This is a genomic window from Serratia sp. BIGb0163 (genome assembly GCF_024809935.1).
Classification (GTDB): Bacteria; Pseudomonadota; Gammaproteobacteria; order Enterobacterales; family Enterobacteriaceae; genus Serratia; species Serratia quinivorans.
This window is the reverse complement of the sequence record NZ_JANUDZ010000001.1, coordinates 1343130-1366775: the sequence shown is the minus strand read 5'-3', so window position 1 is coordinate 1366775 and position 23646 is coordinate 1343130. Positions and strand designations below refer to the sequence as shown.

Here is a 23646-nt window from a genome sequence, read left to right as displayed (position 1 = left end):
CCATGGCGCAGTTCTTTATTCGGCGGCCGGTGTTTGCCTGGGTGATTGCGATCATCATCATGCTGTGTGGCCTGATGTCGATCAATTCGCTCCCCATCTCGCAATATCCGGACGTCTCCCCACCGCAGATTTCCATTTCCGCCACCTACCCGGGGGCCGATGCGGAAACTCTGGAAAACAGCGTTACCCAGGTGATTGAGCAGCAGCTTACCGGCCTGGACGGACTGCTTTATTTTTCTGCTACCAGCAGCTCCGACGGTTCGGTGAGCATTAACGTGACCTTTGATCAGGGCACGGATCCGGATATCGCTCAGGTGCAGGTGCAAAACAAGGTACAGCAGGCGGAAAGTCGTCTGCCGGCAGAGGTGACCGCTCAAGGGGTCACGGTCAAGAAATCCCAGAGCAGTTTTTTGCTGATCGTCGGGCTGTATGATGAAACCGACAAGGCCAGCATGGCGGATATTTCCGACTATCTGGTGAGCAACATTCAGGATCCGCTGTCGCGCATAGACGGCGTCGGTGATGTGCAGATATTCGGGTCTGAATACGCGATGCGCATCTGGCTTAACCCGACCAAACTGGCGTCTTTTTCACTGATGCCGTCCGATGTGGAAACGGCGATTGAGGCGCAAAACACCCAGGTTTCTGCCGGTAAGGTCGGCGATTTACCTTCCGGTGCCGATCAGCAACTGACCGCCACGGTGAAGGCGCAGTCGCGGCTGCAAACGCCGGAGCAGTTCCGCAATATTATCCTGAAAAGCGACAGCAGCGGGGCGTTGGTGCGCCTGGGCGATGTGGCACGGGTTGAACTGGGCAACGAGGATTACTCCTCCAGCGCCCGCTTGAATGGCCACCCGGCCTCGGGGATTGCCGTCAAACTGGCCGCCGGGGCCAATGCGCTCAATACCGCCAAACTGGTCAAGGCCAAGGTGGCGGAATACCAAACCTCAATGCCGCATGGCTACAAGGTGGCCTATCCGAAAGACAGCACCGACTTTATTAATATCTCGATCGAAGAAGTGGTGAAAACCCTGATCGAGGCGGTGGTGTTGGTGGTGATCGTGATGTTTGTCTTCCTGCAGAACTTGCGTACCACGCTGATCCCGACCATTACCGTGCCGGTGGTGCTGTTGGGCACCTTCGGTGTACTCGCCGCCTTCGGCTATTCAATCAACACCCTGACGCTGTTTGGCATGGTGCTGGCTATCGGACTCTTGGTGGATGACGCCATCGTGGTGGTGGAGAACGTCGAACGCGTGATGCGGGAAGAGAAACTGCCGCCGCGCGAGGCAACCGAAAAATCGATGAAGGAGATCACCGGCGCGCTGGTTGGCATTGCCATGGTGCTGTCGGCGGTCTTCCTGCCGATGGCGTTTTTCGGCGGTTCCACCGGGGTGATCTACCGCCAGTTCTCGGTGACTATTGTGGCTTCTATGGTGTTGTCGGTGATCCTGGCGTTGACCCTGGCTCCGGCACTGTGCGCCACCTTGCTGAAACCTGCGCATGAGGAACTGACCAACAAGGGCCTGCTGGGCAAATTTAACCGCGGCTATAACCGCCTGCAGGAGAAATATGCCGATAAGGTCGGCAGGGTGATCCACAGCCCAATGCGCTATCTGTTGCTGTATGGCCTGTTGTTGATAGCCGCCGCCGTGATGTATATGCGCCTGCCGACAGGCTTCTTGCCCAATGAAGATCAGGGGGTGGTGATGGTGCAGTATACGCTGCCTGCCGGTGCCACCAATGCCCGTACCTCGGCGGTCAGTGACGAAGTAAAAGATTATTTCCTCAACGATGAGAAGGCCAACGTCAGTACCATTTTCACCATTAACGGCTTTGGTTTCAGCGGCAGTGGCCAAAACGCCGGTATGGCCTTCGTCAGCCTGAAAGACTGGAGTTTACGCTCCGGCAGTGCCAATACCGCTGATGCGATTGCCAAGCGTGCGATGGCGCACTTCGCCAAGATCCGCGATGCCCAGGTGTTCTCGATGAGCCCTCCGGCGATTGACGGTTTTGGCCAGTCTGACGGTTTCACCTTCGAATTGCAGGCCAAAGGCGCAACGACCCGTGCAGAGCTGCAGGTGATGCGTGACCAGATAATTGCGGCGGCGGCGAAAAATCCCAGCCTGAGCGCGGTTCGCGCCAACACTCTGCCGGATACCCCACAGCTGCAGGTGGAGATCGATAATGACAAATTGCAGGCGTTGGGGCTGAGTAATAGCGACGTCAGCAGCACGCTTACCAGCGCCTTCGGCAGCACCTATATCAACGACTTTATCGACCGCAACCGGGTGAAAAAAGTCTATATGCAGGGTGACGTCGAGTACCGTTCAAAACCGGAAGATCTCGACAAATGGTTTGTCCGTGGGACTTCCAGCAGCGGTACCACCAGCATGACGCCGTTCTCGGCCTTTGCCTCTTCCCACTGGATTTACGGGCCGGAAAACCTGTCGCGCTACAACGGTCTGTCGTCGTTTGAGATCACCGGTGAAGGCGCGCCCGGGACCAGTTCCGGTACGGCGATGGATGAGATGGCAAAGCTGGCGGCGCAGTTCTCTTCCGCCAGCAGCTTTTCCTGGAGCGGTCTGTCTTATCAGGAACGCTTGACCAGCGGACAGGCTGGGTCCCTGTATGCCATTTCACTGGTGGTGGTGTTCCTGTGCCTGGCGGCGTTGTACGAAAGTTGGTCAATTCCGTTTGCCGTCATGATGGTGGTGCCGATGGGCGTGGTCGGGTCGCTGTTGGCGATCACCCTGCGTGGGCTGGAAAACGATATTTACTTCCAGGTGGCGCTGTTGACCATCATTGGTCTGTCGGCCAAGAACGCCATTTTGATCGTCGAATTCGCCGAAGAGAAATACCTGCGGGGCGAAACCTTGATCGCCGCGGCGGTCGAGGCATCCCGTATGCGTCTGCGCCCGATTCTGATGACCTCCCTGGCGTTTAGCGCCGGCGTGTTACCGCTGGCGGTGTCCAGCGGTGCCGGGGCCAACAGCCGCATCGCTATCGGTACCGGGATCATTGGCGGCACCATCACGGCAACGATACTGGCGATCTTCTTCGTTCCCTTGTTCTACGTCTTGGTGCGCCGGATGTTTTCACGCAAAACCGTCGTCGCCAAACCGTTAGAAAATACTGCGCCACAGGCAGGAGAATAATGTGTTGCAACGTTTAATCACTCTGACATTTCCGCTGTTACTGGCGGGGTGTATCTCGCTGGATCCGAACTACCAGCGCCCAGCGGCACCGGTACCGACCACCATGCCACAGGGGGCGGCTTATACTGCGCCTTCCGGTAAATTATCACTGAGCTACCCGGATATTCCGTGGCGTGATTATGTGGTCGACGCCAAACTGCGACAGGTGGTAGAGATGGGGCTGAGCAGCAGTCGAGATCTGCGTGAAGCCATTGCCAATATTGAATCGGCGCGGGCGCTTTACGGCGAGCAGCGCTCCGATTTGTTCCCGACCATTAACGCCGGTGTGGACGGCAGCCGTGGGCGGGCACTAACCGGTAACGGTAACGCCACCGCGATTAGCCAGAGCTACGAAGCCACGGCCGGCACCAGTGCATTTGAGCTGGATTTGTTCGGCAAGAACCGTAGCCTGTCACGTTCGACCTTTGAAACCTATCTGGCGGAGTCGGAGGCGGCCAAAAGCACTCGCCTGACGTTGATCGCCGATATCGTCACCGACTGGGTGAACGTGGCCGCCGAACGCAGCAACCTGAATGCGGCCAGGGGCACTATGGAAAGCGCCAAATTGTCACTGGCCGTGACGCGCAAAAACCAGCAAAACGGCATTCTGTCGATGGTTGATGTTGCTACGGCGGACACGGTGTATCAGCAGGCTCGCTCGGACGTGGCCAGCTACACCACCAGCGCCGCACAGGCGAAAAATGCGCTGGATCTGGTGGTGGGGCAAAGTGTACCTGAGAATCTGTTGCCGACGGATATCGCAGCATTGTCCGGCATAATGAAAGATATTCCGGCGAATCTGTCATCCCAGGTGCTGCTGAACCGTCCGGACGTGCTGGAGGCTGAGCATAACCTGAAGGCGGCTAACGCCAATATCGGTTCCGCTCGCGCGGCGTTTTTCCCGTCTATCAGTCTGACGGCCAGTGGCGGTATAGGCAGCGGTGAATTGTCATCACTGTTCAGCAAGGGGGCTGGCGTCTGGTCATTTTCACCGAGTATCAGCCTGCCGATTTTCACCGGCGGCTATAACACCGCCCAGTTGAATTACACCAGGGCGCAGAAAGACCTGTACGTTGCCACCTACGAGAAAGCGGTGCAGACGGCATTCCAGGAAACTGCCGATGCCCTGGCGCGTAAGGGCACTATTCAGGAACAGTTAGCGGCACAAACCGGCTATGTGGCGGCTTCACAGGAATATTATCGCCTGGCAGAGCTGCGTTATCGCCACGGGGTGGATACCTATCTGACGATGCTTGACGCGCAGCGTACCTTGTATAGCGCTCGTCAGTCGTTGATTACCACTCAGCAAACCGAATACCAAAACCTGATCACGCTGTATAAAGTGCTGGGCGGGGGTATTAGCGCAGAGAAGCAGGGCGATGGCGTTATTGCCAATAATGTCTCCCTGACCCAATAAGATTTACTGTAAACAACCATGCTAATACGCAGGATGCCGACAACATTCTGCGTATTTTTATATTCACTCTGTGGTGAAAGTGTAAAGAAAAGGAAAATCACTTTGTCATGCAGAACTCGCTACCTTAAGAAAGGTCTGAATATTATCGCATCATTCTCGCGGCCAAATAGTTTGAGGTTGAAATGGAAAGTGATATTCAGCAGCAGGTGATTTCAGTGGTCGACCGTTATAACACGCCGGGCCTGCTCAAAAGGGGCATAGAAGTGACTCTCAATACCGAAATAAACAAAGAGCTAAACCTGTCTTTACCTATGTCGGAGACGCTGATGCATGGTTACTTCGACGCCTTCCGAATAGACAGCAGTAATTACAACCATGAGCTGTATTTTCGTCAGGAGTCTAAATCAGTGTCATTATTTTCCTCATCATCCCGACGTGGTAATCATTGGGATCTAGAGATGGAAAGGATCCGCCCCTTGTATGTTTATATGCTGGTGCGATCCGCCCGGGCAAAACGTTGGCTCTATGACATTCACTTTCTGATTGAGCAATTAAAATAACCCCGAATTGTTGGCGGAATAATTAACCCACGAACAGTCAAAGTAAAATATTGGCCCGCGCTGGATTGCGGGCCTTTTCATTGCGTTATTCCGCCAGCAGTTCGGCAAATTTCGCCAACCATTGTGGATGTGCCGGCCAGGCCGGGGCAGTCACCAGGTTGCCATCAACATGGGCCTGATCGATGCCGATGTCGGCAAAGTGTCCGCCAGCCAACTGCACTTCTGGCGCGCAGGCCGGGTAGGCGCTACAGGTTCTGCCTTTCAACACGCCGGCGGCGGCCAGCAGCTGCGGACCATGGCAAACGGCGGCAATGGGCTTGCGTGCGGCGTCAAAGGCCTGCACCAGCTTGATGACCTGCGGGTTCAGTCGCAGATACTCTGGCGCTCGGCCGCCGGGGATCAACAGGGCGTCGTAGTCTGCTTCTCTGGCTGCCGAAAAATCGGCGTTCAGGGTGAAACGATGACCCGGTTTCTCACTGTAGGTTTGCGCACCGTCAAAATCATGGATCGCCGTCATGATGTAGTCGCCTATGGCCTTATCGGGGCACACGGCATCCACCTGATGACCTATCATTTGTAACGCTTGAAACGGCACCATGGTTTCATAATCTTCGGCGTAATCGCCAACCAGCATCAGGATCTTTTTCTTGCTCATCAGGGGCTCTCCGGGAGGGGAAATGATCCCTAACATATAGCCTATCAGGCAGCGGAGCGCGAACCTTTACACTGGTATGACCTCGTCTATACTGATTACTGCCGTGGTTTTTTTTCGCCGCAGGCTGTTCAGGGAGAGCAACCTCAGCGAGGTCGCGCAGTATCTCAGTCGATGACTCACCGGGCATGCCCGGTCTCTGCTTTCGAGAAAACCTCATGCTAAATTTGGCTACATTGCTTGAAGAGAGTGCGCGTTCGTTTCCGGATCGTCTGGCGTTGGTGCAGGAGGATATTCAGTTTAGCTACGCCACGTTGAATCAAAGGGCCAATCAGATCGCTAATTTGCTGATTGCCCGGGGAGTGCAGCCCGGTGAAAGGGTGGCGCTGGCTTGCCCGAACAGTTGGGAGTTTCCCGCTATTTACTATGGCATCCTCAAAGCCGGTGCGGTGGTCGTCCCTTTGAACACCTTGTTAAAAGCGGGGGAGTTTGAATATTACCTGCAGGATTGCCAGGCGGTAATGTTCTTCTGCTTTGAGGGCGGCAATGGATTAACGTTGGGGGAAGAAGCTCGACGCGCGTTTGAAACCGCAGAACATTGCCGTGACTTTATTATTATCGGCGATAGCCTTCCGCTGGCGGGTGACCGTTTCAGTCAGGCGATCGGCATCCAGTCCACCGATTTTGACAGCGTCAGCACGGTGGAATCCGACACCGCCGTGATCCTCTACACCAGCGGCACCACCGGCCGTGCCAAGGGGGCGGAGCTGACCCATTCCAATCTGGTGCTGAATGCGCTGGGTTCGGTACAGTTGTTCAATAGTTCGTTAGAAAATCCCGATCGCCATTTGGTGACGTTGCCGCTATTCCATACCTTTGGTTCCACCGTGCAGATGAACGCCGGTTTTGCCCTGGCGGCGACGTTGGTCATGGTGCCGCGTTTCGATGCGAAGCAGGCCATTGCGCTGATGCAAAAGCACGCCATCACCTTTTTTGCCGGTGTCCCCACCATGTACTGGGCATTACTGAACGCGCTGGATGATACGGCGGATCTTGCCCTGTTACGTAAAAACCTGCGCATGGCTGTCTCCGGCGGTGCCAGTTTGCCGGTGCAAATTATTGAAGATTTTGCCCAGCGTTTCGGGGTGAATATTCTGGAAGGCTATGGCTTATCGGAAACCAGCCCGGTGGCGACCTTTAACCATCCGGGGCGGATCAATAAAGTGGGTTCTATTGGCCAGCCGATTTGGGGGATTGAAGTTCGTCTGGTTGATGTCACCGGCAAAACATTGACGGAGATAGATCAGGTTGGCGAGATTGCAGTGCGTGGCCACAACGTGATGAAGGGCTACCTTAACCGCCCGGAAGCCACGGCCGAGGTGCTGGAAAAGGGCTGGTTCAGAACCGGTGACCTGGCACGCCGTGATGCCGATGGCTTCTATTTTATCGTCGACCGGTCGAAAGATGTGATTATTCGCGGCGGATTTAACGTCTACCCGCGAGAAGTCGAAGAACTGATGATCCGCCATCCGGCCGTGTCATTGGTAGCCGTGATTGGCGTACCACATCCGTCACTCGGCGAAGAGATTAAAGCGGTGGTGGTGCTGAAGGATTTGGACGAAGCGGTGAGTGAAGAACAGCTGATCACCTGGACCAAAGAACGGCTGGCGGCGTTTAAATACCCACGCGTCGTTGAGTTTGTCGAACGGTTACCGATGACCAGTACCGGCAAGGTGATGAAACGATTGCTGCGTTGAAGGGGATCGCTTTGAAATAATCCCGGCCTGCAGAGCAAGCCGGGAGAGATAACGCATTAACCTGGGTAAATGCCACGCTCTTTACGTGCGGTCAGGATACGCTCACAGGCGACGATATAAGCCGCTGTGCGCAGGCTGCACTCTTTCTCTTCGGACTTGTTCCAAACGTGAATCATGGCGTCGGTCATGATCTTGTCCATACGCTCGTTGATTTCGCTTTCGCTCCAGAAGTAGCTGGCCATGTCCTGCACCCATTCGAAGTAGCTGACCGTTACGCCGCCGGCGTTACAGATAACGTCAGGTACCACGGTGATGTTGCGTGAACGCAGCACGTCGTCCGCATCTGGGTAGGTTGGGCCGTTAGCGCCTTCCAGAACCAGTTTGGCGCTGAGGATTTCTGCACGTTGACGGGTAATCTGACCTTCCAGTGCGGCTGGGATCAGGATATCCATGTCTACGGACCAGAAAGCTTCGCTTTCGATTTCGCTGGCGCCAGGGAAGCCGGCGATTTGCTTGTTCTTGGCCTGCCATTCGGTCAGTGCAGTCAAATCGATGCCGTTGGCGCTGAACAGGGTAGCGGAGTGGTCCTGAATCACCACTACACGCGCGCCGATACCAACAAACAGGCGGGCGGCTTCGCTGCCCACGTTACCAAAGCCCTGAACCGCAACCTTGGCACCTTCGATTTGCACGCCCAGACGTTTCGCCACTTCACAGCCGGTAACGAATACACCGCGACCGGTGGCTTTCTCACGACCCAGAGAGCCGCCCAGGTGAATAGGTTTGCCGGTAACCACGCCGGTGATGGTAGTGCCGTGGTTCATGGAGTAGGTATCCATCATCCAGGCCATGACTTTGGAGTTGGTGCCGACGTCCGGTGCCGGGATATCTTTCTGTGGCCCGATGATAAAACCGATTTCGCTGGTGTAGCGACGGGTCAATCTTTCCAGCTCGCCTTCAGACAGTTTGAAAGGATCGACGCGGATCCCCCCCTTGGCGCCACCGTAGGGCAGGTTGACTGCCGCACATTTGATGGTCATCCAGGCTGACAGCGCCATGACTTCATCGAGATCAACGTCCGGGTGATAACGGATGCCGCCTTTACCCGGGCCGCGCGACAGGTTGTGCTGAACGCGGAAGCCTTCGAAATGGCGGATTGAACCGTCGTCCATCTGCAGTGGGATATCAACGATCAGCGCACGCTTCGGGTGACGCAGGGTATCAACCCAACGCGACAGATCACCCAGGTAAGGTGCAACGCGGTCGATTTGTTGCAGATAGGTGGCCCAGGCCGTTGTGCTGCTTTCTGAAGCGTAGGATAGCTTTTCCATAACCAACCTTTTTTATATAGAGGTGTTTATTTTGTTTAACCGTGGTTTACCAAGTGCATAACACTTTTGCGACGCCAAATTTACCATTAAAAGTGTCGCTTGTTAGCCCCCCCTTGATGGGCTGCGGGGCGGTTTCCAGCGGGTTTTTCGACGCAAAAATGAATAGTTAATTACTTTTTCAGGAGGGGTTAGCTGACCACGCATACTTTATGCATAAAAAGTGCATAAAACGCGTTTTTATCTATTTTTCAGAACCTTGAATGTGATCAAAAAGTTTCATTTTATTTAAGTGTCGTGTTGACAATGCCGTTTCCTGACGCCAGAGTTAAATTCATGTTAAATCTGTGTTGGTCGCATGTTTTTCTTGAACGGGAATGATAATAACCCACTGATATAAAGCCATTTATCCTCCATGCTCATGCTTCGCATGCTAAATGTGAGCTGGCACTCGGTTCGAACAGTCGTTTTCTGAGTCGTACAGATATTTACTTCCCTTTAACAAAAGGGCAGGCAGCGTTTGGCCTGAATTTCTTTTTTGCCGGTAGAACGCCAACGGCGTTTCACTCCTGCTGCAGCGGTAAAAGCTGCTTAATCGCCTTAATGACGGACAGGTAACACCATGACAAAAAGTAAGCAACATCGGTTGAATACCCTTTCAACCGAGGGGCACGACTGCGCCCAAACATTGCAACGAGGTCTGAGCGAACGCCATATTCAGCTTATTTCCATCGGCGGTGCCATTGGCACCGGGTTGTTTATGGGCTCGGGCAAAACCATCGCGCTTTCCGGCACTTCCATTGTTTTGACCTACGTCATTGTCGGTTTCTTTATGTTTATGGTGATGCGGGCGATGGGCGAATTATTGCTGACCAAGCTCGACTATCGCTCATTTGCCGATTTCGTCTCTGAATACCTGGGGCCCAAAGCCAGTTTTTTTCTCGGTTGGTCTTACTGGCTTAGTTGGGTGGTGACCTGCATTGCCGATGTGGTGGTCTGCGGGGGTTACGTGCAGTACTGGTACCCGGAAGTTTCGCCCTGGCTGCCGGCCTTGCTGACCCTGGGGCTGCTGTGCCTGTTCAATATGCTGTCGGTGAAGATGTTTGGTGAAGCCGAGTTTTGGTTTGCCATCATTAAAGTGATTGCCATTATCGCGCTGATCCTGACCGGTGCCTGGATGGTATTTATTGGCTGGACCTCGCCGGATGGGGTTAAAGCCTCGGTGAGTAATATCACCGACCCTAATATCTTTATGCCACACGGCATATTCGGCTTTTTTGCCGGCTTCCAGATTGCCATATTCTCCTGTACCGGCATTGAGCTGCTGGGCACCATGTCGGCCGAGACCAAAAATCCGCAGAAAGTACTGCCCAAAGCGATCAACGTGATCCCGGTACGCATCATCATTTTCTATGTGTTTTCGATGCTGGCGATTATCGCCGTGACCTCATGGAGCCACGTTTCGCCGGACAGCAGCCCGTTCGTTATGCTGTTCGACCAGGCCGGTTTGCCTGCGGCAGCCGCGGTGATTAACTTTGTCGCCTTGACCTCGGCCATGTCCTCAGCCAACAGCGGGGTTTATTCCAGCACCCGCATGCTGTATGGCCTGTCGATGGAGAAACACGCGCACGGGCAGTTCAAAATACTGTCACGTACCACCGCTATTCCAATCCGCAGCCTGATGTTCTCCTGCTTCTGTATGGTGGTGGGCACCATGCTGTTGATCCTGATGCCGAACGTGATGACGCTGTTTACCATAGTTTCTACCGTGGCGGCGATACTGGTGGTTTATAGCTGGGGCATGATCCTGGTGGCCTATCTGGTTTATCGTAAGCAACGGCCCGAATTGCATAAGCGTTCTACCTTCAAGATGCCGGGAGGGGTGATCATGACCTGGCTGACGTTGGCGTTTTTCGCTTTCACGCTGGTGCTGATGGTATTTGACCGGGATACGCTGATAGCGCTGTGCAGTATGCCGCTGTGGTTTATCGCCCTGGCGTTAGTTTGGCGCTTCAGAATCAAAAATAGCCTGGCCCGGGAAGGCTATGTGTATTACCAGGCTGGTCAAGAGGCTGAGTAGGTTCGGTGAGTAAAAAATGCCAGAACAGCTCAATACTGTTATAAACCCCAGTTTGAATTTCTGAATGGTTCCGATATAGTTGCTTAGTACAACTATATCGGAGTCGCCATCATGCCAACCCCCCAACCGAGCCGGTATTTACAACCGATCCGGGATGCGTCACGCCATCTGGTACGTGAGCTGGGCTTTATGGGCAATACCCTTGCCGGCACAGATTTACCGCCGTCGGCGGTACATGCGTTGATTGAAATCGGCGATCGCCATGTCGATACCGCGGCGGAGCTTTGCAGCGTGCTCAACCTGGAAAAATCCAGCGTTAGCCGCATGCTTAACAAACTGATCAAAACCGGAGAACTAGTGACTTTTCCCAGTGAGCGCGATGCCAGGGAAAAAATCCTGCGGTTAACGGATAAAGGACGACAGACTCTGGCTGGGATTAACCGTTTTGCCGAGCATCAGGTTCTTAATGCGCTGGATAAACTGCCGCCTGGCGCCAGCGCCGGCATTGCCGAGGGCCTGCAGAATTATGCTGCGGCGTTACGCGCACACCGTTTGGGAGAAGCGTCGTTCTCGGCGCCAGCAATCGATATTGTCAGCGGTTATCTGCCTGGATTTACCGGCAGAACGCTGGAAATGCACATGCAATATTATTCGCGCGCGGTGGGGTTTGGTGCCTTTTTTGAAGCTGCCGTCGGCGCAGCGCTTGCCGATCTGGCCGGGCGGCTGTCGCATCCGCTAAACCAGACCTGGTCTGCATTGAGCGACGGCCGCATTGTCGGTTCGGTTTCAATCGATGGGGAGTCCTTGGGTGAAAATCGTGCCCATTTGCGCACCTTTATTATTGATGACTGCCTGCGCGGCAGCGGCGTAGGCCGCCAACTGCTGAACCGGGCGGTCAGTTTTTGTGATGAACACGGCTTTGATGAAACCCATTTGTGGACCTTCAAAGGGCTGGATGCGGCCCGGCATCTGTATGAAAGCGTCGGTTTTACGCTGGCAGAAGAGCAGCCGGGCACACAATGGGGTCAATTGATGACCGAACAGCTATTTATTCGCCCTCAAGTTGCCCGAGGTTGACGTATTTGGTTTCGAGATACTCATCAAGCCCGACTGAGGGCCGAAGAAAGTAGAGGCGGAACACGCACAGATTATGAAATCCAATAATATGGGGGTTACCTCCGAGGTTTCTGGTGACTGGGCGAGTATCCGCTAGAGAAGTAATCTTGCAACTGGCCCGGTAAACCGGGCCTTATCGTTATTCTATATGTGCACCAAAACCACCCCGGCCGGGGGCAATATCGGGTTTCAGGGTTAATGCCGGGATCTCGTATTCGCCCGCATTTTGTCGGCGGAAGGGGATCGGTGCGGTATGCGCCAGGTCGTCCAGCCGTTGCCCCAGGGCGTTACCGATCTCGGTAAAACGTGTTTCATCCATTCGGCCGGTACGATAGATGACAAAGGGGGGTAGCACCTCGAAACCGGGGTAATGCAGGATGCCATGCTGGATAGGGAACAGGATGTCATCGATCGGGCCATTGATACCGCGCGCAGCGTAATGAGATTCCCAACCACCGGTGGTAACAATCAGCATTGCCCGTTTCCCCGCCAGGGTGCCTTCGCCATAACGATCACCCCAGCGTGAGTCAGAGTGTTCCCCGACACCATAGGCAAATCCGTAGGCATAGACGCGTTCAACCCAGCCTTTAAGGATTGCCGGCATCGAAAACCACCACAGGGGAAACTGCAAAATGACCGTATCCGCCCAGCGTAGTTTTTCCTGCTCCAGCTCAATGTCCTGGCTCTGTAACCCGTTGGTAAAGGCATGCTGGGAATCGAGTGAGGGATCAAAGCGCGAACCTAGCGGGGGAACCCTGCTGTCATTGGCATCGAGCGTGGCTTTCCATTGCATGGCATACAGATCGGAAACCTGTATCTGGTGCCCGGCAGCTTTCAAACGTTGGACCGATAAATCCTTAAGGGAGCCATTTAAAGACTGCGGTTCAGGGTGAGCATAGACCAGTAAAACATTCATAGCGTGACCTCCATTAGTTGATGGAAGTCAGGGTAGGCGCTTATCAGGTATACTAGAAATGAATTTCTAATATTACAGGTATTACCATGAATAATATCAGGCGCCTGGATCTCAATTTGTTGGTGACGTTGGACACCTTGCTGGCCGAGCACAATGTGACCCGGACGGCACAGCGATTAAACCTGTCGCAGCCTGCGGTCAGTGTGCATCTTGCCAAACTCAGGGACATCTTTCACGACCCTTTGTTGATGCCGGGACCACGCGGGATGCGACCGACTGCGCGTGGTGACGAATTACGTGAACCACTGCGGCTGGCACTCGAGGCGTTGGAGCTTGCGGTATCACCATCAGAACCTTTTGATCCCAGAGTGGCCGATAATACCTGGCGTGTGGCGGCATTCGACTACGGTGAGTCGACCATCGTTCAACCGGCGCTGATGGGGTTGCGGGCTGCGGCACCGCACAGCCGCCTGGCAGTGATAGAAACCGTGCCCTCACGCATTGCCAAACAGGCCGAGCAGGGCGAGATAGACCTGGCCTTTCATACTCGCGAAGGTTCACCGCCCAACTTGCGTCAGCGCATTTTGTTTAGTGAACGCTATGTGCTGGTCGGGCGTGCGGGGCACCCTGGCTTGCAAAACCCGCCGTCGCTGGCCCAGTTTTGCGAGTTGGAACATGTGATGGTATCACCGGACGGCGGAGGGTTTTTCGGCATCACCGACAAGGTACTGGCAGAAGCCGGTTTAACCCGGCGAGTGGTGCTTTCCGTACCACATTTTCTGTTTGTGATGTCGGTGCTGGCAAATTCAGATCTGGTGGCGATGTTGCCATCGCGGCTGGTACGTAACAACAATGCGCTGCAGGTGGTTGAACCGCCGCTTCAAGTGCCTGGGTTCGAAATGACCATGTTGTGGCATGAGCGTTCCCATCGTGATCCGGCACATCAATGGCTACGTGAGCATATTGTTGCCTCGGTTGGCTGAAGTTCAGGGATGCCTGCTGTATTTCAGTAATTTACCCTGAAGCAACAACATCAGCGTACGCACAAACAGCAGGCCAATCAGCACGTTGCTGAAGACAAAAAGAGGTAATGCAAGCGCAGACAATATTCCCTCCTGGCTTGCATGCCCCAGATGCAGCGCGGTGGTCGCCAGGGCAGAAAGTCCGAATGAGAAGCTCCAGAACGAGACATTGAAGGGACCTTTCAGATACCAGGGAAGCAGACGCACGATAAACAACAGTTGCAGCAGGCCGTAGCCGAAAAGCATTTTGGCCAGTACGTCCGCTTCCCCCCCATTAATCGCCAGCCAGGCGCTGCAGGCCACCAGAGCCGGGGCCAACTGGATCCCGAGGGAAAGACGAACCGGTGTTGGCATTTCACCCTGGCTACGCAACCGCTGCAAAATGGACGGCTCCAGACTCAGCCAGGAAAGGATCCCCGCCCCCAGAAACAGCAGGCCCAGATCCTGATAACCTAATGCACCGCAGGCCATGCAGCTGATAAAGTTGTTGGCGACCGTTGGCAAATAGAGCCCGGGCGTGGTGGCTTCAGCAGGATGAGCCCCGCGCCACAAACCGGCACTTTGCCAGGCGGCATAGCTCAGTTGTGCCACGGCCCCCAGGGTGAATATCGCAACGGCCAGTGAACGCCACCAGGGCACCACACCAATGGCGACCAGGATGGTGGTGGCCGGGAGCAAACTGACATAACTGCTCATCAGTGGATGCTCTATTTCTGCTTTCACGCTGTGGGGAAAACGCAGTAGGCGGTATAAAAATGCGCAGGCCAGCAAAAACCAAATGCCGATGGCGATGACGATCAGCGCCTCGCCAATCATTGAGGAGACGGGCAGGATAGTGGCGGCATAACGCCAACCAAAACCCGAGCCAATGATACCCAATACCATACCAAAGTAGCCGGCAGGCAAATCGAGGAAACGCGGTGCATCGTTTAAAATAGGTTTATTCATTTTGTTTATTTTTTTAAATATATTTTAAGCGATCTTAGCGAGTTTGGGGTGGGGAAGCAATAATACTTAGGGAGTGAGAACAGGCTCAAAAGGGGCTTTGCCAGGGGGCAAAATTAGCCACATCCCTGAGGATGCGGCATAAAAGGTTATTTCAGGTTGGTTTTAAAGAACGACGTCAGCTTGGCAAAAGGGATCAGGTCGGTACGGTCGTACAGATCGACATGGCCTGCGCCTGGGACGATGTACAACTCTTTCGGTTGTCCGGCACCTTGGTAAGCATCTTCGCTAAATTCTTTCGAATGCGCCTGACTGCCGGTGATGAACAGCATCGGGCGTGGCGAGATCGTTTCAATATCATTGAACGGGTAGAAGTTCATAAACTTCCCAATGCTGCTCAACATGGGTTTGGTCGTCAGTTCTTCTTGCTCGCCTTTTGGCGTGTAGCCGCCACGCGATGTACGGTAAAAATCGAAGAATTCTCTCTGAATCGCAGATGTTGAATCATCCAGTTGGTTCACGGTCCCTGGGATATAGGCGATATCACCGCCTTTAGACTCAACAAAGCGCTGTTCGGTAGCCGATTTAATCAAGGCTTTACGCTGTTCTGACGTAACCGAATGATGAAGACCATTACGGAAAACAGACCCCATGTCATACATGCTGACAGTGGCAATGGCTTTCATTCTCGGGTCAATTTTGGCCGCACTGATGACAAAGCTCCCGCTACCGCAGATACCCAACACGCCAATTTTCTCCGCATCCACGTAAGGCTGAGTACTCAGATAATCGACGGCAGCACTAAAGTCATCCGCGTAAATTTCCGGAGAAATCAGATGACCGGGTTTGCCATCGCTCTCACCCCAGAAGGACAGATCAATTGCCAGCGTCACAAACCCTTGTTCCGCCAGTTTCTGAGCATATAAGTTTGAACTTTGTTCTTTTACCGCCCCCATAGGATGACCAACAACGATAGCCGGGTTTTTAGCGTTCTGCTCCATTCCTTTCGGCATAAACAGGTTGCCGACCACATTCATCTGGTACTGGTTTTTAAAGGTCACCTTTTGTTGGGTGACTTTATTGCTTTGGTAAAAGTTATCTGCTCCGTTAGACATATCGGCTCCTGTGGCAGCAAACGAGCTGATTAACAGCCCCAATAACATGGTTAATGTTCTCACTGAATAATCCTCAATTGGTTTGGTAGAGATCTTTACGTGACGTCCATAAAGTCAGGGCAGCCGCGATCACTAATAAAACGATGCTGATGGTGAAAGTGCTTTGATAACCGCTATGATCAAATGCGAAACCACCGAGGGTGGATCCCAGTGCGATTGACAGCTGCACTATGGCAACCATCAACCCACCGCCGGCTTCCGCATCATCAGGCAATGTTCTGGCGATCCAGGTCCACCAACCGGTCGGAGCAGCCGTAGCGAACAACCCCCATAAACCCAGCAGCAGTGTGACAATCCAGACGCTGTGGCCAAAAGCGATCAGCGCTCCGGCTATGGCAGCCATCAGCAATGGGATGGCGATCAACGTCAGATAGAAGGTGGATTTCAAGAAAATGCCAATCAGCAAAGTACCGATAAAGCCCGCAACCCCGATGGTCAGCAAAATGAGCGACAGCGTGGTGATATCCACCCGTGTTACCGTTTCAAGAAACGGACGCAAATAGGTAAACAAAGAAAACTGGCCCATAAAGAACAATCCACAGGCGGCAAGGCCAAGGGTCACCAACGGATTGGCAAAAAGGCGAAATACAGTGCCGCTACGCTTGGCGTCTTTATCCGTAGTCATGGCCGGCAAGCTGAACAACTGCCAAATAAAAGCAATTACCGCGACCGGCACAATGCAAAAGAATGCGCCACGCCAGCCGATGACAGAACCCAGATAACTCCCCAATGGAGCGGCTATAACAGTGGCCAGCGCGTTGCCCCCATTAAAAATAGCCAGTGCGCGAGGTACCCGATGTTGCGGAACCAGGCGAATAGCCGTGGCAGCCGATAGTGACCAGAAGCCACCAATAGCAATTCCAATCAGGGCTCGGCCAGCCATGTAAATAAAATAGCTGGGCGCTAACGCTATGATGGCTCCGGAAAGCGCCATCAAAGCCGTCATACCCAACAGCAAGATTTTGCGATTCGCAGCCCCAGCCAGCGTAGAAATGGAGAGACTCGTCAATACGGCAAAAAGTCCGGAAATAGCGATCCCCTGACCAACCAGTCCCTCACTCACGGCCAGGTCCGCGGATATTGGTGTCAGTAGGCTGACTGGCATAAATTCCGAAGCAATTAAGGTGAAGACGCACAATGTCATGGCGAATACGCCGCTCCAGTACGCGCGCTCATTGTGAAGTGGTGTGTCACTCGACGATCTGGGCATAAACTGCTGACTCCGAATAATCCCCGCCTGTGTTTAGGCAAGCCGGGGCCGTACGCTATTGGCAGGAATAACGTCAGAAAAGGTGAATGAAAGATGAAATGGCAACGGCATTTATCCGCCATCGCTTAAGAAACTCTTGCTGAAAATTTTACATGCAGGGTGCAAAATAACTAGCTAATGAATACTTAATGACTTTATAACCAATGCTTATTAATAGGGTGGCTAGACCAGATGAAACGCAACCTGAATGACCTGCTTTATTTTGTTACGGTCGCACGTGAAAGCAGCTTTACCCGCGCGGCGGCACAATTGGGCGTCACTCAACCGGCTCTGAGCCAGGCAATTTCCGCACTTGAAGAACGGATGCAAATTCGCCTGCTGACGCGTACCACCCGTAGTGTGTCACCGACTTCCGCTGGAGAACGATTGTTACTGGCTATAGGCAATCGTATCGATGAGATTGAAGCCGAGCTGGATATGCTGACGGAGCTGCGCGATAAGCCGGCGGGTAGGGTCCGCATCACCTGCGGGCCAGACGTTTTACACAGCACGCTGTTGCCAAAACTGGCGCCCCTGTTGCGAGAGTACCCGGACATAAATATCGAATTCGACGCCAATCATGGTTTCCGCGACATTGTGGCAGACCGTTTTGATGCGGGCGTTCGGCTGGGTGACACCATTGATAAAGACATGATAGCCGTTCCGATTGGCCCCAAATTACGCATGGCTGCAGTGGCAGCACCGGACTACTTTTCACGTTACCCGATCCCCAATACCCCCCACGAATTGACGCAACACCTGTGCATAAATCAGCGAATGGTCAGGTCTGGCGGGCTGTATGTCTGGGATTTTGATCAGGATGGTGGGGATCTTAATGTGCGCGTCAGCGGACAACTCATTTTCAATACTTCTGTACATATTGTTGATGCCGCGCTTGCAGGGCTGGGGATTGCATTTTTGCCAGAAGAAGAATTTGGAAAGCATATTGAAGACGGGCGTCTGATTCGCGTACTGGAGCCATGGTGTAAGCCGTTTCCTGGCTACTACTTGTATTATCCCAGTCGTAAACAGCCTTCCCCAGCGTTCTCATTGGTTGTTGAAGCGCTTCGGGTAGGGTGAAAATGCAGACCCGCCCAAGTCACTTGGGCAAAAATCTTTGCCGGGCGATGATAATCACCACCCGGCTCCGTTTAGTTAGAAGGTGACGTTGACCTTGGCCCAGAGGGTGCGCCCTGGCTCATTTACCGAAGTATTCGATGAATAACCGAAGGTGCTGTTGCCAGCCAGATTGAGATGCTCGCTGTAGGTTTTGTTGAAGATGTTATCCAGGCCGGTGCTGAGTTTGACCTGCGGAGTGACCTTGTAGGCCACATTGGCGGAAAGCACGCCAAAGCCCGGACTGTCGGCAAAGTCTTTACCCACCACGTTACCCTGATTGATCGCCACACGGTGCTGGCTACTGACCAGACGCCAAAGGCCGGTGCTGCTCCAGTCGCCACGTTCGTAGGTTAAACCTAAGCGTGCTTCCAGCGGCGGTATTTGCGGCAGTGGCTGGTGGTCAGTGGTATTTTTACCCCAGGCATAGGCCAGGCTGGCATCGGTTTTCCAGTGCTCGGTAAGTTGGTAACCCATGCCCATTTCACCGCCCATAATCGTGGCGTTCACGTTATCGGCCTGACTGATACGAGCATGGTGTGGATCGTATTTGAACAGGATAAAGTCATTCACATGACCCAGGTACGCGGACACCCAGCTGTTAAAGCGTTTATCGGTGTATTGAGCGCCGATATCTATTTGCGTGGTCTTTTCACTTTTCACGCTATCAAACGGGCTTTTACTGCCGTTCGGCCCCAAAGTCGGGGAGAACAGTTCCCAGTAGTCAGGGAAGCGTTCGGTATAGCCAATCCCGGCGTAAACCATCAGCGGCATGCCGGCAAGCGTATGCTCAATGCGCGTAAAACCGCTAGGCAGGGTATCGGAACGTTCACGCTCATTAGCCGATTGATAGTTATCCACCAGGCTGCGATCGAGGCGCGCACCGCTGATCACCTTGCTTTGTTCGGTCGCGGTCCAGGTCAGCTCGCCAAAAGCACCGTAGTTATGAAATTGCGCATCTTTCTGCCAGCCGTCACCCTGTCTATTGCGGTGAGTGTTGGTTTGCGTATCCATACCGCTTTCCAACTTGAAATCTTGCCATAGCCAGGTACCCATGACGCGCCCGCCGACGGTGCGGCGATCCAGTTGCATCGTCATCCCCATATTCATATGACCCATGCCCATATGCCCCATCGCCATGCCACCCTGACCGGGGGAGCGAAGGGTGACGTTATCCATAATATGGTTGGCGTAGTTGTAATAAACCTGAGCTTCAAGTTTATCCAGCACCTCACCAATGTTGGATTTTTCAAACCGCATGCCCAGACTTTCACGCTTGAACTGTGAACCGTCCATGCTGCGCCCGGCATAACGTGCCTCACCATTACCCCGGCCCATGGTCACTTCCAACAGAGTATCGCTGTCTGGCGTCCAGCCCAGCGCCAAATCACCATTCCATTTATCCCAGCGTGATGGTACGCGGTCGCCATTGCCATCCTTATAGTCGTTGGAGCGCGATTTGTTGCCCATCAGGCGTAAATAGCCTTGTTCGCCCCCCAGACTGGCATCGATATTTTCATCCCAGCGACCGTTAGAACCGGCCAATACGCTGGCATTGCCCTTGATGCCGGGCTGTTCAAAGCGCGGACGCTCACGTTCGAAACGTACCGTTCCCGCTGAGGAACCTGGCCCCCAGAGCACCGTCTGCGGGCCTTTGGTGATGGTCAGCAGATCATAACTTTCCGGCGAGATATAGGAAGTAGGGGCGTCCATCCTTGCCGGACAGGCACCCAACATTTCGCCGCCGTCGGTCAGAATTTTCAGTCGTGAGCCAAACATGCCGCGAAACACCGGATCGCCATTGGTGCCGCCGTTACGGATTTGCGAGAAGCCTGGAATGGTTTTCAGATAATCAGAACCATCGCTGGCCGGCACCGGCTGACGCGGTGTTTTAGGGGACGTCACTATGGTCATCGGTGAATAGAGTGGCGCAGTCACGGTAATGACGTCACCGTCATTGGTTTTGACGGCAACATCATGCTGATGCTGTTCTGCGGCATGGCCGTTAAAGGCCACCAGAGCAAACAAGGGCATCGCCGCAGTAATATGCAGTGACAGAGGGTGTTTTTTATAATTTTTGGTTTTACCGAACATCATCGTTCCTTAATGCAAATTTTGACGCTAAACGTATTTTCACATCACGACCGGTTATTATTTAGACGCAGTGATGCCCGGAGCATCATGCCGCCGTAAATAGAGGGTCGTTCTCGCCATGACGGATTAATAACGCCAGTCGAGTTGCGATAAATAATGATCTGCAGCAGTAAATTTGACAGGCGTGCGTCAACCTCCTGATTGAATTATCTCAACAGGAATAATTTGGCTGCAGTCTATTAACTTTTAAATCAGAGGAAGTGATGCTGGTGGTGCGCGAGGTTGTGACTCGGAGTAGGTCAGATGGACGAATAACGGGAAGATATAATGCGCTGGTGGAGCACGGGACAGCAACGAACCAGACCAGAACAACGGCGAATAGGACAGATCCAACAGCGGCACATGGATCAGCAGCACACAGTAACCGCAGGCGCTGTCATCCATCATCATCGCCATATTGTGGCTGCCGGTCTGCATGCCCATTGGCATACCGGGTTGGCTGGCCTTACCGCTCGGTGCTGACGGTGGCGGATGATGCATATGTGCCGACATATCCATACCGCAGTCTGCCATACTGGCGGTTTCAGACTGCCCGACGCGCGCATGCTCCAGCGATCGGGAGATCACCGGGGCAATGAACAACATCAGTATCGCAAAAATCCCCAGACAGGCGGGGAGACGGCTTCGCGATGTGGCAGTCCTAATTAACGACACATATATCCTAAAAATAGTGCGAAATTAACGGACGGAATTGTACTGTTTTATCTGGCAAATGTTAAAACATTTTATCCGAGGTTAGCCTATTGATAAAGTGAATTGCCGTTTGTCTCACATTCTCAACCAATTTAACCATTGAGATATATCTTGGTTCTGACGGAAAATAATACCGGCAGTAAAGGTAGTGTTATATCCGGACTGCTGAATATTACAGCGTAAATATCATGGACAGGCTAAAAATCAGCGCACAACATTACCTTCGAACATCCGCATTTTCCGCCCTGAGACACTGAGAGGGTTGCGCTATGCTGATCATGGCCACCTTATGGAGTGTTACCCATGAATCCTCATTTGTTGATCATTATCGAGCTGGCACCTGAATATTGGCAGCACTTCGAGCTGGCGGGGTTTTGCGTACACATCACTACATCGATAGCGGTCTGGACGGCGCAAAGGCCAGACGACATCGTCAAAGTAAAAGCCGTACTCACCAACGGTTCAACCGGACTTCACGCCGACGAAATCGCCATATTGCCGGGGTTGGAGATTATCTGCGCCCAAGGTGCCGGTTATGAAAATGTCGATATTGTTGCGGCTCAGGCCCGTGGCATCATTGTGACTCATGGCCCAGGCACCAATGATGCTTCGGTGGCCGATCACGCCATTGCACTGTTGATGGCTATTGCCCGCGGGATCCCACAGGCCGATACGGCAGTGCGCCGAGGGGAATGGCAGCAGGCACGGCAAGTTCGGCCGATGGTCTCCGGTAAGAAATTGGGCATTCTCGGCCTCGGGAATATCGGTATGCAGATTGCCCGCCGTGGGGAGATGGGTTTTGGCATGTCGGTGGCTTATCACAACCGCATGCCGCGTGCCGATACGCCTTATCTTTATATTCCTACGGCCGCCGCCCTGGCCGAATGGGCGGACTTTATGGTGATAGCCACTCCAGGCGGCATAGCAACCCGCCATATCGTGGATGCGGAGGTACTGACTACCCTTGGCCCAAATGGGTTTCTGATCAATATCGCGCGAGGCAGCGTGGTGGATACGCTGGCACTTATCGATGCTCTGGAGCATCATCTCATCGCCGGTGCGGCCCTGGATGTGGTAGAAGGGGAACCCGCAGTACCCCCGGAATTAATCCAACTTGCCAATGTGATTCTAACGCCGCATATCGCCGGGCGTTCCCCGGAGGCGATAGCGGCAACGGTGCAGTTGGTACTCGACAATCTCAATGCGCATTTCTCTGGGGAATCGGTGCTTACGCCGGTTGTTCCCCCAGGGCTTTTAACCAAGCAATGAAGGCGTCAATCTTCGGCCACTGGCGGTCGGAAAGTGTCGATACATAGTAGTGCTGGTCACATTTCAGCTCCATTTTCGGGAATGGTGCCACCAGTTCACCAGAGTTAAGCCGTTTGTGGATCAACCGTTTGCGGCCCATAGCCACGCCAACATGATTGATGGCTGCCGTAACGGCCAGATCGGAACGATCAAAACCTATACCCGGAGAGGTATCCAGATTGACACCGAAATGCTGAGCCCAACTGTGCCACTCATCGGTACCGGAATCATAGCTCCAGGCTTGTCGATCGTGGAGCAGGGTGCAGTGGGAGAGGTTGCCGGGAAAGTTGGCCAGCTCAAATTGACTGGCGTACTCCGGGCTACATACCGGGATGATCGCTTCATCCATCAGGTATTGATAATGAAGCTGCGATGACGGGGTGGCGTCAAAGTAAACCGCCAGATCAATGCCGGCGCGTTGGAAGTTCACATATTCATTGCCGGTCAGAATGGTCAGATTAATGGCGGGGTATCGGCGTGAGAAATCCGCCAACGCCGGCACGATCCAGCACTGAGCAATGGAGGGGCGGGAGTAAATTGTTAATGAACCTGATAGCGCCTGATTCTTGATATCCAGAATCTCCTGATTCAGGGTGCCAAGTGAAGATTTTAGCGCCCAAAAAACCCGTTTGCCTTCGGTTGTGAGTTCCACCTTACGGTGAGAGCGGACAAACAGCTGGATACCCAGATTGGCTTCAAGCTGGTTAATATTATGGCTGACGGCGCTGGGGCTGACAGAAAGCTCATCGGCCGCCATGGCGAAAGACTCATGCCGCGCAGCCACTTCAAAGGTAAATAACCGCGATAACTGCCAACCATTCAGTGAGCGATGTGGCCCCGTTAGATTTACCGTCATAATCCCCCCAGAAAATTTAAAAATATCTGCGATTTACACACCAGCTTGGTGAGTAAAGTTGACCCATGTCGCTAAACTGCACCATTTTTTGGCGTAAGTCACTCG

General features: G+C 53.5%; 18 protein-coding genes. 9 read left to right on the top strand and 9 right to left on the bottom strand.

The genetic code is table 11. The features are described from left to right. Nucleotides 1-2: 2 nt before the first annotated feature. From M2406_RS06595 to M2406_RS06585, 3 genes are all read left to right on the top strand, one after another. Nucleotides 3-3158: an efflux RND transporter permease subunit gene (locus M2406_RS06595; RefSeq protein WP_259189349.1), complete on the top strand. Its 3156-nt coding sequence runs from the start codon at nucleotides 3-5 to the stop codon at nucleotides 3156-3158. Between the two features lies 1 nt (nucleotide 3159). Further along, nucleotides 3160-4614, top strand: coding sequence for an efflux transporter outer membrane subunit (locus tag M2406_RS06590; RefSeq protein ID WP_259189348.1), 1455 nt, complete (start codon nucleotides 3160-3162; stop codon nucleotides 4612-4614). Nucleotides 4615-4796: 182 nt separating this feature from the next. Continuing rightward, nucleotides 4797-5174 (top strand): DUF1493 family protein, encoded by a 378-nt coding sequence (locus tag M2406_RS06585; protein WP_259189347.1) that lies wholly within the window; start codon nucleotides 4797-4799, stop codon nucleotides 5172-5174. Nucleotides 5175-5259: 85 nt separating this feature from the next. Here the strand turns inward: M2406_RS06585 and M2406_RS06580 are convergent, their stop codons facing one another. Further along, nucleotides 5260-5829 (bottom strand): DJ-1/PfpI family protein, encoded by a 570-nt coding sequence (locus M2406_RS06580; protein WP_218217004.1) that lies wholly within the window; start codon nucleotides 5827-5829, stop codon nucleotides 5260-5262. A 215-nt stretch (nucleotides 5830-6044) separates the two neighbouring features. Here M2406_RS06580 and M2406_RS06575 point away from each other — a divergent pair, with 215 nt between their 5' ends. Then, nucleotides 6045-7583: a long-chain fatty acid--CoA ligase gene (locus M2406_RS06575; protein WP_115184654.1), complete on the top strand. Its 1539-nt coding sequence runs from the start codon at nucleotides 6045-6047 to the stop codon at nucleotides 7581-7583. A gap of 56 nt (nucleotides 7584-7639) precedes the next feature. Here M2406_RS06575 and M2406_RS06570 read toward each other — a convergent pair whose 3' ends face one another. Further along, on the bottom strand, nucleotides 7640-8914 hold the full coding sequence (locus M2406_RS06570) for a Glu/Leu/Phe/Val dehydrogenase (RefSeq protein ID WP_259189346.1): 1275 nt from the start codon (nucleotides 8912-8914) through the stop codon (nucleotides 7640-7642). Nucleotides 8915-9533: 619 nt separating this feature from the next. Here M2406_RS06570 and M2406_RS06565 point away from each other — a divergent pair. Beyond that, the gene (locus M2406_RS06565; protein WP_126501694.1) at nucleotides 9534-10991 is read left to right on the top strand and encodes an amino acid permease; all 1458 of its coding nucleotides are present in this window, start codon (nucleotides 9534-9536) and stop codon (nucleotides 10989-10991) included. 111 nt (nucleotides 10992-11102) lie between these two features. After that, nucleotides 11103-12068 (top strand): helix-turn-helix domain-containing GNAT family N-acetyltransferase, encoded by a 966-nt coding sequence (locus tag M2406_RS06560; RefSeq protein ID WP_259189344.1) that lies wholly within the window; start codon nucleotides 11103-11105, stop codon nucleotides 12066-12068. A gap of 178 nt (nucleotides 12069-12246) precedes the next feature. On the opposite strand, the gene M2406_RS06555 is transcribed toward M2406_RS06560, so the two are convergent. Next, complete coding sequence (locus tag M2406_RS06555) at nucleotides 12247-13023, bottom strand: NAD(P)H-dependent oxidoreductase (protein WP_259189343.1); 777 nt, start codon at nucleotides 13021-13023, stop codon at nucleotides 12247-12249. Nucleotides 13024-13109: 86 nt separating this feature from the next. Here M2406_RS06555 and M2406_RS06550 point away from each other — a divergent pair, with 86 nt between their 5' ends. Then, entirely contained in the window at nucleotides 13110-14006 is an 897-nt protein-coding gene (locus tag M2406_RS06550; RefSeq protein WP_012145187.1) for a LysR family transcriptional regulator, read from the top strand. 3 nt (nucleotides 14007-14009) lie between these two features. Here M2406_RS06550 and tehA read toward each other — a convergent pair whose 3' ends face one another. From tehA to M2406_RS06535, 3 genes are all read right to left on the bottom strand, one after another. After that, nucleotides 14010-14993, bottom strand: coding sequence for a dicarboxylate transporter/tellurite-resistance protein TehA (tehA, locus tag M2406_RS06545; RefSeq protein WP_129939687.1), 984 nt, complete (start codon nucleotides 14991-14993; stop codon nucleotides 14010-14012). Nucleotides 14994-15139: 146 nt separating this feature from the next. Further along, a complete protein-coding gene (locus tag M2406_RS06540; RefSeq protein ID WP_012145185.1) occupies nucleotides 15140-16153 on the bottom strand; it encodes an alpha/beta hydrolase in 1014 nt (337 codons plus the stop codon). A 25-nt stretch (nucleotides 16154-16178) separates the two neighbouring features. Then, the gene (locus M2406_RS06535; protein ID WP_012145184.1) at nucleotides 16179-17375 is read right to left on the bottom strand and encodes an MFS transporter; all 1197 of its coding nucleotides are present in this window, start codon (nucleotides 17373-17375) and stop codon (nucleotides 16179-16181) included. 231 nt (nucleotides 17376-17606) lie between these two features. On the opposite strand from M2406_RS06535, the gene M2406_RS06530 reads away from it, so the two are divergent. Further along, nucleotides 17607-18494 (top strand): LysR family transcriptional regulator, encoded by an 888-nt coding sequence (locus tag M2406_RS06530; RefSeq protein ID WP_017892867.1) that lies wholly within the window; start codon nucleotides 17607-17609, stop codon nucleotides 18492-18494. Nucleotides 18495-18569: 75 nt separating this feature from the next. Here M2406_RS06530 and M2406_RS06525 read toward each other — a convergent pair whose 3' ends face one another. Both M2406_RS06525 and M2406_RS06520 read right to left on the bottom strand, forming a co-directional pair. Beyond that, entirely contained in the window at nucleotides 18570-20627 is a 2058-nt protein-coding gene (locus tag M2406_RS06525) for a TonB-dependent copper receptor (RefSeq protein ID WP_331251174.1), read from the bottom strand. A 243-nt stretch (nucleotides 20628-20870) separates the two neighbouring features. After that, nucleotides 20871-21269, bottom strand: coding sequence for a DUF2946 domain-containing protein (locus M2406_RS06520; protein ID WP_405050617.1), 399 nt, complete (start codon nucleotides 21267-21269; stop codon nucleotides 20871-20873). A 411-nt stretch (nucleotides 21270-21680) separates the two neighbouring features. Here M2406_RS06520 and M2406_RS06515 point away from each other — a divergent pair, with 411 nt between their 5' ends. Then, on the top strand, nucleotides 21681-22646 hold the full coding sequence (locus M2406_RS06515) for a 2-hydroxyacid dehydrogenase (protein ID WP_259189340.1): 966 nt from the start codon (nucleotides 21681-21683) through the stop codon (nucleotides 22644-22646). On the opposite strand, the gene dsdC is transcribed toward M2406_RS06515, so the two are convergent. Further along, nucleotides 22606-23541, bottom strand: a complete 936-nt coding sequence (gene dsdC / locus M2406_RS06510) for a DNA-binding transcriptional regulator DsdC (protein WP_259189337.1) — start codon at nucleotides 23539-23541, stop codon at nucleotides 22606-22608. The two genes, M2406_RS06515 and dsdC, sit on opposite strands and share 41 nt — an antisense overlap. Nucleotides 23542-23646 lie beyond the last annotated feature (105 nt).